Consider the following 13,077-nt stretch of genomic DNA (forward strand, 5'->3'; position numbering starts at 1 on the left):
CGATGAAGGACGTGGCGAACCACGATAGGCCTCGGGGAGCTGTAAGCAAGCGTTGATCCGGGGATTTCCGAATGGGGAAACCCAGCTGGGGTAATGCCCAGTTACTGCAGCGTGAATTCATAGCGCTGCGTGAGGCATACCAGGGGAACTGAAACATCTAAGTACCCTGAGGAAGAGAAAACAATAGTGATTCCGTCAGTAGCGGCGAGCGAACGCGGATTAGCCCAAACCAGGGGGCTTGCCCCCTGGGGTTGTGGGACGTCTCACACGGAGTTACAAAGGAACAGGTTAGGCGAAGAGGTCTGGAAAGGCCCGCCATAGCAGGTAAAAGCCCTGTAGCTCAAAGCCTGCTCCCTCCGAGACGGATCCCGAGTACCGCGAGACACGTGAAACCTCGTGGGAATCCGGCAGGACCATCTGCCAAGGCTAAATACTCTCTGGCGACCGATAGTGAAGCAGTACCGTGAGGGAAAGGTGAAAAGCACCGCGGGAGCGGAGTGAAATAGAACCTGAAACCGTGCGCTTACAAAAAGTCAGAGCCCGTTATAGGGGTGATGGCGTGCCTTTTGTAGAATGAACCGGCGAGTTACGTTCACGTGCAAGGTTAAGTCGGGAAGACGGAGCCGCAGCGAAAGCGAGTCTGAATAGGGCGCCTTTAGTACGTGGGTGTAGACCCGAAACCGGGTGATCTACCCCTGTCCAGGGTGAAGGTGCGGTAACACGCACTGGAGGCCCGAACCCACGAATGTTGAAAAATTCGGGGATGAGGTGGGGGTAGCGGAGAAATTCCAATCGAACTCGGAAATAGCTGGTTCTCCCCGAAATAGCTTTAGGGCTAGCCTCGGTGTTGAGCATGCTGGAGGTAGAGCACTGATTGGGTGCGGGGCCCGCCAAGGGTTACCAAGTCCAGTCAAACTCCGAATGCCAGTCATGTATAACCGGGAGTCAGACGGTGAGTGCTAAGATCCATCGTCAAGAGGGAAACAGCCCAGATCATCAGCTAAGGTCCCCAAGTGTGTGTTAAGTGGGAAAGGATGTGGAGTTGCCCAGACAACCAGGATGTTGGCTTAGAAGCAGCCACCATTTAAAGAGTGCGTAATAGCTCACTGGTCGAGTGACTCTGCGCCGAAAATGTAACGGGGCTAAACACACCACCGAAGCTATGGCATGTACCTAGTGTACTTGGGTAGGGGAGCGTTGTGTATAGGTTGAAGTCAGACCGCAAGGACTGGTGGACGGTACACAAGTGAGAATGCCGGTATGAGTAACGAAAAGATCAGTGAGAATCTGATCCGCCGTAAGCCTAAGGGTTCCTGAGGAAGGTTCGTCCGCTCAGGGTAAGTCGGGACCTAAGGCGAGGCCGAAAGGCGTAGTCGAAGGACAACAGGTTGATATTCCTGTACCACCGTAAGCCGTTATGAGCAATGGAGTGACGCAGAAGGGTAGTGACGCGGACCGATGGATGTGTCCGTCCAAGCAGTGAGGCTGGTTTGTTGGCAAATCCGCAAACCGTAAGGCTGGGCTGTGATGGGGAGGGAAACTTACAGTACCGAAGGTCATGATCTCCAGCTGCCAAGAAAAGCTTCTAGCCAGGCGAAGGTGCCCGTACCGCAAACCGACACAGGTAGGCGAGCAGAGCATGCTAAGGCGCGCGGAGTAACTCTCGTTAAGGAACTCGGCAACATGACCCCGTAACTTCGGGAGAAGGGGTGCCTCGGTAGGGTGAATAGCCCGAGGGGGCCGCAGTGAAAAGGCCCAAGCGACTGTTTAGCAAAAACACAGGTCTGTGCGAAGCCGTAAGGCGAAGTATACGGGCTGACGCCTGCCCGGTGCTGGAAGGTTAAGGGGAGCGGTTAGGGGCAACCCGAAGCTGTGAACCGAAGCCCCAGTAAACGGCGGCCGTAACTATAACGGTCCTAAGGTAGCGAAATTCCTTGTCAGGTAAATTCTGACCCGCACGAATGGCGTAACGACTTGGGCGCTGTCTCAACGAGAGATCCGGTGAAATTTTACTACCTGTGAAGATGCAGGTTACCCGCGACAAGACGGAAAGACCCCATGGAGCTTTACTGCAGCTTGATATTGGACTTTGGTACGATCTGTACAGGATAGGTGGGAGCCTAGGAAGCCGGAGCGCCAGCTTCGGTGGAGGCGCCGTTGGGATACCACCCTGATCGTATCGGAGTTCTAACCTGTCACCGTGAAGCCGGTGAAGGGACCGTGTCAGGCGGGCAGTTTGACTGGGGCGGTCGCCTCCTAAAATGTAACGGAGGCGCCCAAAGGTTCCCTCAGAATGGTTGGAAATCATTCGAAGCGTGCAAAGGCATAAGGGAGCTTGACTGCGAGACCAACAAGTCGAGCAGGGACGAAAGTCGGGCTTAGTGATCCGGTGGTACCGAATGGAAGGGCCATCGCTCAACGGATAAAAGCTACCCTGGGGATAACAGGCTTATCTCCCCCAAGAGTCCACATCGACGGGGAGGTTTGGCACCTCGATGTCGGCTCATCGCATCCTGGGGCTGAAGTAGGTCCCAAGGGTTGGGCTGTTCGCCCATTAAAGCGGTACGCGAGCTGGGTTCAGAACGTCGTGAGACAGTTCGGTCCCTATCTGTCGTGGGCGTAGGAAATTTGAGAGGAGCTGTCCTTAGTACGAGAGGACCGGGATGGACGTACCGCTGGTGTACCAGTTGTTCCGCCAGGAGCACCGCTGGGTAGCTACGTACGGACGGGATAAGCGCTGAAAGCATCTAAGCGCGAAGCCCCCCTCAAGATGAGATTTCCCAGTATGTAAGACCCCTGGAAGACGACCAGGTCGATAGGCTCGAGGTGGAAGCGCGGCAACGCGTGCAGCTGACGAGTACTAATCGGTCGAGGGCTTATCCTACTTAGCAAGAACAGCCGGTCAGCACGGCATTTCGTTCGATCCAGTTTTCAGGGCGCAAGTCCTGAAGCATCCTATCGCTTCATATTCCCTGATAGCTCAGTTGGTAGAGCACTCGACTGTTAATCGAGTTGTCACAGGTTCGAGTCCTGTTCGGGGAGCCATTTGCTCTCATAGCTCAGTAGGTAGAGTGCATCCATGGTAAGGATGAGGTCACCGGTTCGATCCCGGTTGAGAGCTCCATATGCGTGGCCCGTTGGTCAAGGGGTTAAGACACCTCCCTTTCACGGAGGTAACAGGGGTTCGAATCCCCTACGGGTCACCATTTTTTTTATTTCTACATAAGAATGGATGTTCCGAGCCATTCTACGGAGGAAGCTTAGCTCAGCTGGGAGAGCATCTGCCTTACAAGCAGAGGGTCGGGGGTTCGATCCCCTCAGCTTCCACCACTTTATTTGTTGGGGATTAGCCAAGCGGTAAGGCAACGGACTTTGACTCCGTCATTCTCAGGTTCGATCCCTGAATCCCCAGCCATCAAGAGCCATTAGCTCAGTTGGTAGAGCACCTGACTTTTAATCAGGGTGTCGAAGGTTCGAGTCCTTCATGGCTCATCTTTCACTCGCGCGTATGGCGGAATTGGCAGACGCACCAGATTTAGGTTCTGGCGCCTCCGGCGTGGGGGTTCAAGTCCCTCTACGCGCATAGTTACGAACCAACGCCTTCAGTCCTCACGGACCGAAGGCTTTTTTGTTTATCCAAAAGAAAATCACCTGCTTTTGATCAACAACTCGCGCTGCGAGCGTGCGCGAAGGTTTCTTTTGACAACGATAGTGAGAACCGTTATCATAATGGTTATAATGATAATCGTTATCAAGGGTTCGGAGCGCCGCTCCGGCAGCAGAGAGGAGCTTGCAGCATGGTTCGATTGGAAACCAGCCAGCTGGATATAGCCTATGAGAAGAGACAGATCGTGCGGGACCTCAATTTACGCATTCCGCAAGGCAAGATCACGGCGCTCGTAGGCTCGAACGGATCCGGCAAATCGACCATCCTCAAGACGATGGCTCGTCTGATGTCGCCGCAAAACGGGCAGGTGCTGCTGGACGGCAAGTCGATCCACAAGCAGTCGACGCGGGAAGTGGCCAAGGAACTCGCCATCCTGCCGCAAAACCCGACCGCCCCGGATGGTCTGACCGTGCAGGAGCTCGTCTCCTACGGCCGTTTCCCCTATCAAAAAGGGTTCAGCTCGATGCGTAAGGAAGACCGCGAAATCGTCGCTTGGGCGCTGGATGCGACGGGCATGACGGAGTTCGCCGATCGTCCGGTCGACCAGCTGTCCGGCGGACAACGCCAGCGCGGCTGGATCGCGATGGCGCTCGCCCAGGAGACGGACATCCTGTTCCTGGACGAACCGACGACGTTCCTGGACATGGCGCATCAGCTCGACGTGCTGCAGCTGCTCCAGCAGCTGAACTCCAAGGAAAACCGGACGATCGTCATGGTCGTGCATGACCTCAACCATGCCTCCCGGTTCGCTCATCACATGATCGCGATCAAGTCGGGCACCGTGCTGGCGGAAGGCAATCCGGACGAAGTCGTGACGCCGAAGGTGATGAGGGAGGTCTTCGGCATCGAAGCCGATATCGTGAGCGATCCGCGCACGGGAGTGCCGCTATGCCTCCCTTACGCGCTCGCGATGGGAGAGCGGACGGTGGAGCGCCCGGCAGCCGAGAGCCAGGGCGAGAAGCAGCGCGTGCTGCAGCCGGCAGGGGTTTGACCCCGCCGGTATTTTTCATTTCGAGAGGGGTCTGCTGACCGATGGATCGCAACGCAACGAGAGAACTGCTGTACGGCAAGCTTGGATTGTTGGAATCGGTTCCGGACGGCGTACGGGTTGCCGCTACGCTCGAGGCGCTCTCGACCGATCCGGAGACGGCCGATGCCTTCCTTCGGGGCTACGCGGAGCTCATTCCGTCTCGTTCCATCGAACCGGCCGCGACCTACTTTCCGTCCTGGCTGCGCGCGCTGGCCGGCACGTTCCATCATGTCCTCGCCAGCGGAGCCGGAAGCTTTCCGCTAGACCCTTCCCGCTGGGAAATGATGCTCTACAAAGCGGAGGGAGCCTCTTATGCCTCCATCGCGTTCCGTACCGATGCTCTGGAGCTGGAGGAGACGCCGCAGCTGCTCTCCGCGGAGCAGCGCTGCGAGCAGATCGATCGGTTCTACGGCACGCTTGTCGCGCCTGTATTCCGTCATCTCGCCGACCGTGCGGGTGTCAGGACCCATGAGCTGTGGAGATTGGCCGCCAGCGGCCTGAACCATACGAAGACGTTCCTGCTGCAGGCGGCGGAACGGCCGGAGCTGCGGCAGGCGCTGGAGCAGGACTTCGCTTATGCCGTCGGAGAGATGCCGGGGGAGGCGGTCGGAGAACGGCGCAATCTGATGGCTATCCGATTCACATATGTCGACAGCCCCTATGAGCCGGGAACGAAGCTGCCGCTGAGGGGAGGCTGCTGCCTGGCGTTCAAGACCGAGTACGCCAAGCACTGCTACAACTGTCCCAGACTCAAGCCGGGAGAGAGGAAAAGGATGTACGAGGAGCTCTGCTCCGCTCGCGCCTAATTTTTTTTGAAAAAGGACTTGCATTCGGACGATGGGCCTGATATATTATTACTTGTCGCGCTGAACAAAAAGTTCTTCGACAAGCGGAAGTGGCTCAGCGGTAGAGCATCGCCTTGCCAAGGCGAGGGTCGCGGGTTCGATTCCCGTCTTCCGCTCCATACGTGCCCGTAGCTCAGCTGGATAGAGCATTTGACTACGAATCAAAAGGTCGGGAGTTCGAATCTCTCCGGGCACGCCATTTATACAACGGGATGTAGCTCAGCTTGGTAGAGCACCTGGTTTGGGACCAGGGGGTCGCATGTTCAAATCGTGTCATCCCGACCATTGCTTCAACTTGCCTGTCGATTTCGTTTGCGGGTGTAGTTCAATGGTAGAACTTCAGCCTTCCAAGCTGATAGCGTGGGTTCGATTCCCATCACCCGCTCCAATAGAGACACCTTCAAACCTTGCCTAGCGGCAAGGTTTTTTTGTAACGTCAACGCTTTAACACAGTGCTTGGGCAAAAAAACCTGCCCCGGACCGTCTTCTATCCCTATAGCTTTTGTAGTATGATGGGAAAAGCGATTTGAAGTCACCTGCAACCGGGAAAGACGCGCCAGGAGCGGCGTTCAGGGATTCAGCGCCAGGCTGGCTATGCTTACGATTTGGTTCTTTCCGCAGCCTTAGGAGCGAACCAGGAGGAGGAACATCATGTCGGAACAGGCTGCAACGGCCCAAGCGACGGCTCGCCCGCAATCGAACAACTTGCTGCGCCGAGACGTAAGGTTCATGGGCAATCTATTGGGTGAAGTGCTTGTCCACCAAGGCGGCGACGAGCTGCTCGAGGTGGTCGAGAGGATCCGCGAGATGAGCAAGGCGCTGCGCGCCGAATTCGTCAACGAGCTGTACGAGGAATTCAAGAAGACGATCACGACGCTCGGCCCGGAGATTCGTCACCAGGTCATCCGCGCGTTCGCGGTCTACTTCCAGCTGGTGAATATCGCCGAGCAGAACCACCGCATCCGCCGCAAGCGGGATTACGAGCGCTCGGTGGGTGAAAGCGTGCAGCCGGGCTCGATTGAGGCGGCGGTTCAAGTGCTTCATGAGCGCGGCATCGGGGTCGACGGCGTCAAGTCGATGCTGGACGGCATCTCGCTCGAGCTCGTCATGACCGCCCATCCGACGGAAGCGACCCGCCGCGTCGTGCAGGACATCCACAAGCGCATCGCGCTCGGGCTGATGGAGCTCGACAATCCGACGCTCACGCATCGCGAGCGGGAGAAGCTGCGCGCCGGCCTGCTCAACGACGTGCAGATCCTCTGGCAGACCGACGAGCTGCGCGACCGCAAGCCGACCGTCATCGACGAGGTCCGCAACGGCTTGTACTACTTCGACGAGACGCTGTTCGAAGTGCTTCCGAACGTCTACGAGGAGCTGGAGCGCTGCCTGCACAAGTACTACCCGCAGGAGCAATGGCATGTCCCCACCTATCTCAAGTTCGGTTCCTGGATCGGCGGAGACCGCGACGGCAACCCGTCCGTCAAAGCCAAGGTCACCTGGGAGACGCTGACGCTCCACAAGCAGCTGGCGCTGAGCAAGTACCAGACGGTCCTGAAGGAATGGATGGACATCCTCAGCTTCAGCACCAACATCATCGACGTTCCGTCCGAGCTGCTCAGCTCGATCGAGGCCGACGAGCAGGCCGTCGAGCTCCGCGGAATCGACAAATGGCGCAACAGCAGGGAGCCGTACAAGGTCAAGCTCTGCTACATGCTCGAGAAGCTGGCGAACACCGGCGACGATGCCCTCAAAGGCACGGCGAAGCGCTACAACGGCCCCGAGGAGTTCAAGCAGGACCTGCTGCTCATCGACCGCTCGCTGCGCTCCCACTACGCCGACTACACGGCCGACTCACATGTGCGCAAGCTGATTCGCCAGGTCGAGCTGTTCGGCTTCCATATGGCGGCGCTCGACGTCCGCCAGCACTCCAAGGAGCATGAATCGGCGATGGCCGAGATTCTGGCCAAGATGAACATCACGCCGGATTACGCCTCCCTCTCCGAAGAGGAGAAGATCGAGCTGCTGGACCGGCTGCTGAACGATCCGCGTCCGCTGACCTCCTCCCATCTGGATTACACCGAATCCACGCGGGAATGCCTGGACGTCTACCAGACGATCTACCGGGCGCAGCAGGAGTTCGGCGAGTCCTGCATCTCGAGCTATCTGATCAGCATGACCCAGGGCGCCAGCGACATGCTCGAGGTGATGGTGTTCGCCAAGGAAGTCGGCCTGTTCCGCCAAGAGGCGGACGGCACGGTCCGCTGCACGCTGCAGTCGGTGCCGCTGTTCGAGACGATCGACGACCTGCATGCCGCACCTGGCATTATGCAAAGGCTGTTCGAGCTGCCGCTCTACCGCAAGGGAGTCGAGGCTCGCGGCAATCTGCACGAGATCATGCTCGGCTACTCCGACAGCAACAAGGACGGCGGCGTCGTCACCGCCAACTGGGAGCTCCGCTGCGCGCTCATCGACATCACCGAGACCGGCTCGCGCCACGGCGTGAAGCTCAAGTTCTTCCACGGCCGCGGCGGCGCGCTCGGCCGCGGCGGCATGCCGCTCGGCCGCAGCATCCTGGCCCAGCCGCCCCATACGGTCGGCGGCGGCATCAAGATCACCGAGCAGGGAGAGGTCTTGTCCTCCCGCTACTCGATGCAGGGCATCGCTTACCGCAGCCTGGAGCAGGCGACCTGGGCGCTGCTCACGGCGGCGCGCCTGGCGAGCCATCCGGAGCAGATGCCGGAGCAGATGCCGGAGTGGGCCGAGATCGCCAAGGAAATTTCCGAGACGGCTCAGGAGAAGTACCAGGATCTGATCTTCCGCGATCCGGACTTCATGGAGTTCTTCAAGGAGTCGACGCCTCTCTCCGAGGTGGGCGAGCTCAACATCGGATCCCGTCCGTCGAAGCGCAAGAACAGCGACCGCTTCGAGGACCTGCGCGCGATCCCATGGGTGTTCGCATGGACGCAGAGCCGCTATCTGCTGCCGGCCTGGTATGCATCGGGCACGGCGTTCCGCCAGTACGTCCAGGGCGACGAGACCCGCTTGCAGACGCTGCGCGATATGTACAAGGGCTTCCCGTTCTTCCGCCAGCTTGTCGACAACCTGCAGATGGCGATGGCTAAGGCCGATCTGCTCATCGCCCGCCAGTACGCCGGCATGATCAAGAACGCCGCCGTGCGCGACCGCATCTTCCAGCTGGTCGAGCAGGAGTACTCGCTGACGCTGCGGATGATCTTGGACATTACCGGCCAAAAGGAAATTCTCGACAACGTGCCGGTCATCCAGGAATCGATCCGCTTGCGCAATCCGTACGTCGATCCGCTCAGCTACCTGCAAGTGGAGCTGCTCACCGAGCTGCGCCAGAAGCGCGAGGCGGAGGAGGACGACGCGGAGCTGCTGCGCGAAGTGCTCCTGACGATCAACGGAATCGCCGCCGGCCTCCGCAATACCGGTTGATCTGCTGAAAGGACTATTCCCTACCGTCCCATGCCGTGCGCACCGGCTGCGCACGGCTTTTTCCTGTCATGGAACGTTCTTGCTTTTTCCATGCGCGTGAATTACCATGGGCTAGACAGTCCGGTTAGTCTGGAGGAATGTAGGCCGTGAAATCCATCGAAGCCAACTTGGTCCGCCTCTCTCTCAAGGGAGATCAGAGAGCGTTCGCGGAGCTCGTCGGCATGTACCAGGACAAGCTTTACCATCTTGCATACCGGATGCTGTACAACCGCCAGGAGGCGGAGGACACTGTGCAGGAGACGTTTCTGCGCGTCTTTCGCAACATGGAGCGCTACGACGAGTCCATGAAGTTCTCGACCTGGATCTACCGCATCACGACCAATCTAGCCATCGACCGTCTTCGCCGCCGCAAGCCCGGCTTCTCGCTGGATGCCGAGCTGCCCGAGCATGACGGCCTGGACGGCTATTCGATGTTCGCCAGCGAGGATGCCTCTCCGGAGGACGAGGTGCTGCTCTCGGAGACGCAGCGGATCATCCGCTCGGCCATCGACACGCTGCCTCCCAAGTACAAGAGCGTGATGGTGCTCCGCTATCTGGAGGATCTTTCGCTGCAGGAGATCGGCGACGTGCTCGACATGCCGGTGACGACGATCAAGACGCGCGTCCATCGCGGACGGGAGTTCCTGCGCAAGAAGCTCGAGCATAAATTATAGGCTCATCCGGGCCATAAAAAATGAAACACCTTCCGCCATCAAACGTACCTTATAGGTAGACTTGGCATCGAGGCGTCCGCGCGCCGATGCGAGACGACGGGCAGGGCCTGCCTCTGTACCCTGAAGAAAGGACTGGCTGCCATGAATTGCAATGTCGCTATCGTTTGGATGCACGACTATATCGACGGCGAGCTGCCGCGCGAGGATTGCCTTACCCTCAAGCAGCATCTGCTTTCCTGTCCGGCATGCAGAGCCCGGTTCGAACAGCTGGAGAAGACCGAAGCGCTGCTCACCTCGGTTATGGCTGAGCCAAAGGGACAGGCGATGACGCCGGCCGCTTCCGCAGCGCTCACCGACAAGATTCTAAAACAAATTCCTCCTCCCGCTCGTCATAGAGACTGGACGGGATGGATTCGCAGACATCCTGCCGTCACGGCAGCAGCCGTATTCGTGGTCGTCATGCTGGCCAGCCTGGCGCCGACGGTGAACAACGGCTCCGAGCTGATCGTGCGCGGCGACGACCTCAAGCAGGTCGTCATCGACGGCCATACGGTCATCGTGCCGGAGGGCGTCAAGATCTACGGCAATCTGACCGTGGAGAATGGAACCGCCGATGTGCGCGGGGACGTGGAAGGCAGCGTGACCGTCATCGACGGCTCGCTCCTCACTGCGTCCACGGCGCATATCGCCGGCCAGTCCCGCATGATCGACCAGCTGCTGGACCGCTTCTGGTACAAAGTGACCCAATCGTTCGGCAGCACGCCGTGAACGGGTGACGCCCCCTGCGCGCAGGGGGCATTTTTTTTGGCCGAAAAAGGATTTATGTTATGATACCTAGAAAAGAATAGGGTTACGACTAAGCGATGGAATCAAGGTCTTCGGCCATACATAGAGAAGGGACCGCAGGCAGCGGGCGGGGGTATCGGATATGAGATTTTTCACGGAAATGACGTGGCAGAACTGGATCCGGAACATCATCGATATCGGGATCGTCAGTTACATTATCTATAAAATGATCCTGCTCGTACGCGGAACGCGCGCCGTGCAGCTGATCAAGGGCATCCTGCTGCTGGTGCTCACCTGGGCGATCAGCACCTGGTTCGATTTGTATACGCTCAAGTGGCTCATGAATCAGATGTTCACCTTCGGCGTCGTCACGATCATCATCATCTTCCAGCCGGAGCTGCGGCGAGCGCTGGAGCAGCTCGGCCGGGGCAAGCTGTTCGCCCGTACGTCGTCGCTCGACCGCGACCAGGTGAACGAGCGCATCATGGAGCTGATCAAGGCCGTCCAGTACATGTCCAAGCGGCGCATCGGCGCGCTGATCGTCTTCGAGCGGCATACCGGACTGAACGAGCTGATCGAATCCGGCATCAAGATGGAGTCTCGCATCAGCTCGGAGCTGCTCATCAACATGTTCACGCCGAATACGCCTCTTCACGACGGAGCGGTCATCATCCGCGGCTCGCAGATCATGGCCGCGGCCTGCTACTTGCCGTTGTCGGAAAATCCGTTCATCAGCAAGGAGCTCGGCACGAGGCATCGCGCCGCGATCGGCGTGAGCGAGGTGACCGACGCGGTATCGGTCGTCGTATCGGAGGAGACCGGGCAGGTAACGCTTGCCGTCGGCGGCATGATCGTGCGCGACATCAAGGAAGAGTCGCTCATCTCCAAGCTGTTCGAGGAGCTAACCCAGCAGAACGGACAGACGTCCAAGACGAAGTCCAAGTTCCCGTTCCGCAAAAAGAAAGAAGGGGAAGCCAATGGATAGATGGCTGAGCCATCCGACCGCCCTCAAAATTCTCTCGATCGTCATCGGCGTCCTGCTGTGGGCGGTCGTTCACTTCGATCCGGAATCGACGCCCAATACGGTCACGTCGACGACGGAGACCAAAAGCGTCGACATGCTGCGCATCCAGACCGAGGGGCTCGACGAAAGCGCCTATGCGCTCAAGGTGCTCGAGCCGAGCGTCGCCAAGCTGATGGTGCGCGGCAGCCGCTCGGCGCTCGCCTTCGCCGAGGATGGCGATTATACGGTCAGCGTCAATCTGAGCGGCAAAGGCCCGGGCAGCTATACGATTCCGCTCACGGTCGGCAAGCTGCCCCGGGGCATCGAGCTGCTCAACGTATCGCCGTCGATGGTCGAGGTGATCATCGACCGGCTGGAGAGCGGCATGTTCGACGCCGGCGTCGTCACCCAAGGCAAGCCGGCCGAAGGATACGAGCTCGGCGCTCCGGTCATCCGTCCGGGCAGCACCGTGCAAGTGACGCTGCCGGCGCAGGACCTGGCCCGCGTCGGTTCGGTCAAAGTATTCGTCAACGTCGAGGGCGAGACCGAGACGGTGCGAGACAAAAAAGCCCGCATGATCGTCTTCGATAAGTCGGGCAATGAAATTCAGGGAGCCGTCATCGCCCCGGCGACGCTCGACGTCGAGGTGCCGATCACGATGCCGGGCAAGGCCGTGCCGCTGCAGATCGGCACGAGAGGCAGCCTGCCGGCCGGTCTGTCGCTGGAGGCGATCGATTCCGACGTGAGCGAGGTGACCGTATACGGCGAGCGCTCGCTGCTGGACTCGGTCAATCTGCTCGCCGCCGACGTCGATCTGTCCCAGATCCGGGCGACGGGCGACGTCGAGCTGGAGCTGCTTCCTCCCGAGGGCATGAAGGCGGTCGAGCCGAGCAAGGTCAAGGTGCGCGTGACGCTCGCTTCCTCCGACGTGAAGACGCTGCAGGTGCCGATTACGCTCGAAAATGCGGGCAGCGGCCTCGATGCGGCTCTGGAGGCTCCGACAGGCGGCACGATCGGCGTGCGCGTGCGCGGCACCCCGGACGAGCTGTCCGGGCTGACGGCCGGAGACATCCGCGCCGTCGCCGACCTGCAGGACCTCAAGGAGGGCGCGCATGAGGTGCGGCTGCAGCTGACGCTGCCGAACTATGTGACGGCCGTCGATCCGGCTCCGACCGTCACCGTGCGTCTGACGGCCAGCGAGGCGGCCATGGGCAGGCCGGAAGGCGGCAGCGCGACGCCATCGCCGACGCCGACGCCATCTCCGGACCGCGGGCAGGGCGAGAACGACTCGAGCGGAGGCTCCGGCCCGTCCCATGGATCCGGCAACGAGAACGACGCCGGTGCCGGCAGCGGCGATGGCGCAGACAGCGGAGAGGGGCGGCGTTGAAACGCCGCGGCTCCCTTCCGCTCTTTTTTTGTGGAACCTATCGTCTCCGACCGTGCGTATGATATCGAATGGGCGCGAGGCCATGGACTGGATTAACCCGCCATAGCGTTAACGGCATGAACACTTTATAATCAATACCATTCATCCGATTCACTATCCACCTCAATCCGAAAAGGGGCAGCAGGAATAC

Annotated in this window: 7 protein-coding genes, 11 tRNA genes and 1 rRNA gene (1 of these 19 cut by a window edge); all 19 read left to right on the forward strand. The window is 59.3% G+C overall.

Going from position 1 to position 13,077, the window contains the following annotated elements:
• Nucleotides 1–2,884, forward strand: a 23S ribosomal RNA gene (locus B8V81_RS12855) (it extends 46 nt beyond the left edge of the window).
• Between the two features lie 85 nt (nucleotides 2,885–2,969).
• Nucleotides 2,970–3,045: transfer RNA gene (locus B8V81_RS12860), tRNA-Asn, on the forward strand.
• Between the two features lie 3 nt (nucleotides 3,046–3,048).
• Nucleotides 3,049–3,124 (forward strand) — tRNA-Thr (locus B8V81_RS12865).
• A gap of 7 nt (nucleotides 3,125–3,131) precedes the next feature.
• Nucleotides 3,132–3,206, forward strand: a tRNA-Glu gene (locus B8V81_RS12870).
• Nucleotides 3,207–3,254: 48 nt separating this feature from the next.
• Nucleotides 3,255–3,330, forward strand: a tRNA-Val gene (locus B8V81_RS12875).
• A 10-nt stretch (nucleotides 3,331–3,340) separates the two neighbouring features.
• Nucleotides 3,341–3,415: transfer RNA gene (locus B8V81_RS12880), tRNA-Gln, on the forward strand.
• 4 nt (nucleotides 3,416–3,419) lie between these two features.
• A tRNA-Lys gene (locus B8V81_RS12885) sits at nucleotides 3,420–3,492 on the forward strand.
• 10 nt (nucleotides 3,493–3,502) lie between these two features.
• Nucleotides 3,503–3,583: transfer RNA gene (locus B8V81_RS12890), tRNA-Leu, on the forward strand.
• Nucleotides 3,584–3,797: 214 nt separating this feature from the next.
• Complete coding sequence (locus B8V81_RS12895) at nucleotides 3,798–4,658, forward strand: ABC transporter ATP-binding protein (RefSeq protein WP_101808488.1); 861 nt, start codon at nucleotides 3,798–3,800, stop codon at nucleotides 4,656–4,658.
• Between the two features lie 41 nt (nucleotides 4,659–4,699).
• Nucleotides 4,700–5,503 carry a hypothetical protein gene (locus B8V81_RS12900; protein WP_101808489.1) on the forward strand — a complete coding sequence of 268 codons (804 nt, stop codon included), beginning with the start codon at nucleotides 4,700–4,702 and terminating at the stop codon, nucleotides 5,501–5,503.
• 83 nt (nucleotides 5,504–5,586) lie between these two features.
• Nucleotides 5,587–5,661 (forward strand) — tRNA-Gly (locus tag B8V81_RS12905).
• Between the two features lie 3 nt (nucleotides 5,662–5,664).
• Nucleotides 5,665–5,741: transfer RNA gene (locus B8V81_RS12910), tRNA-Arg, on the forward strand.
• A 9-nt stretch (nucleotides 5,742–5,750) separates the two neighbouring features.
• Nucleotides 5,751–5,827 (forward strand) — tRNA-Pro (locus B8V81_RS12915).
• A gap of 29 nt (nucleotides 5,828–5,856) precedes the next feature.
• Nucleotides 5,857–5,930, forward strand: a tRNA-Gly gene (locus B8V81_RS12920).
• A 263-nt stretch (nucleotides 5,931–6,193) separates the two neighbouring features.
• Nucleotides 6,194–8,998: a phosphoenolpyruvate carboxylase gene (gene ppc / locus B8V81_RS12925; RefSeq protein WP_101808490.1), complete on the forward strand. Its 2,805-nt coding sequence runs from the start codon at nucleotides 6,194–6,196 to the stop codon at nucleotides 8,996–8,998.
• 146 nt (nucleotides 8,999–9,144) lie between these two features.
• Nucleotides 9,145–9,711 (forward strand): RNA polymerase sigma factor SigW, encoded by a 567-nt coding sequence (gene sigW, locus B8V81_RS12930; protein ID WP_028600025.1) that lies wholly within the window; start codon nucleotides 9,145–9,147, stop codon nucleotides 9,709–9,711.
• Between the two features lie 141 nt (nucleotides 9,712–9,852).
• Nucleotides 9,853–10,479 (forward strand): zf-HC2 domain-containing protein, encoded by a 627-nt coding sequence (locus B8V81_RS12935; protein WP_028600026.1) that lies wholly within the window; start codon nucleotides 9,853–9,855, stop codon nucleotides 10,477–10,479.
• A gap of 160 nt (nucleotides 10,480–10,639) precedes the next feature.
• Nucleotides 10,640–11,482, forward strand: coding sequence for a diadenylate cyclase CdaA (gene cdaA, locus B8V81_RS12940; RefSeq protein ID WP_028600027.1), 843 nt, complete (start codon nucleotides 10,640–10,642; stop codon nucleotides 11,480–11,482).
• Entirely contained in the window at nucleotides 11,475–12,887 is a 1,413-nt protein-coding gene (locus tag B8V81_RS12945) for a CdaR family protein (protein ID WP_101808491.1), read from the forward strand. Before cdaA ends, B8V81_RS12945 begins: the two co-directional genes overlap by 8 nt.
• Nucleotides 12,888–13,077 lie beyond the last annotated feature (190 nt).

Source organism: Paenibacillus pasadenensis, assembly GCF_002864175.1.
In the GTDB taxonomy this organism is placed as follows: Bacteria; Bacillota; Bacilli; order Paenibacillales; family Paenibacillaceae; genus Paenibacillus_O; species Paenibacillus_O pasadenensis.

Bases quoted from the DNA above. Each gene is read 5' to 3' on its own strand.
- cdaA (WP_028600027.1), top strand. From the start codon at position 10,640: ATGAGATTTTTCACGGAAATGACGTGGCAGAACTGGATCCGGAACATC.
- B8V81_RS12935 (WP_028600026.1), top strand. From the start codon at position 9,853: ATGAATTGCAATGTCGCTATCGTTTGGATGCACGACTATATCGACGGC.
- B8V81_RS12895 (WP_101808488.1), top strand. From the start codon at position 3,798: ATGGTTCGATTGGAAACCAGCCAGCTGGATATAGCCTATGAGAAGAGA.
- B8V81_RS12945 (WP_101808491.1), top strand. From the start codon at position 11,475: ATGGATAGATGGCTGAGCCATCCGACCGCCCTCAAAATTCTCTCGATC.
- B8V81_RS12900 (WP_101808489.1), top strand. From the start codon at position 4,700: ATGGATCGCAACGCAACGAGAGAACTGCTGTACGGCAAGCTTGGATTG.
- ppc (WP_101808490.1), top strand. From the start codon at position 6,194: ATGTCGGAACAGGCTGCAACGGCCCAAGCGACGGCTCGCCCGCAATCG.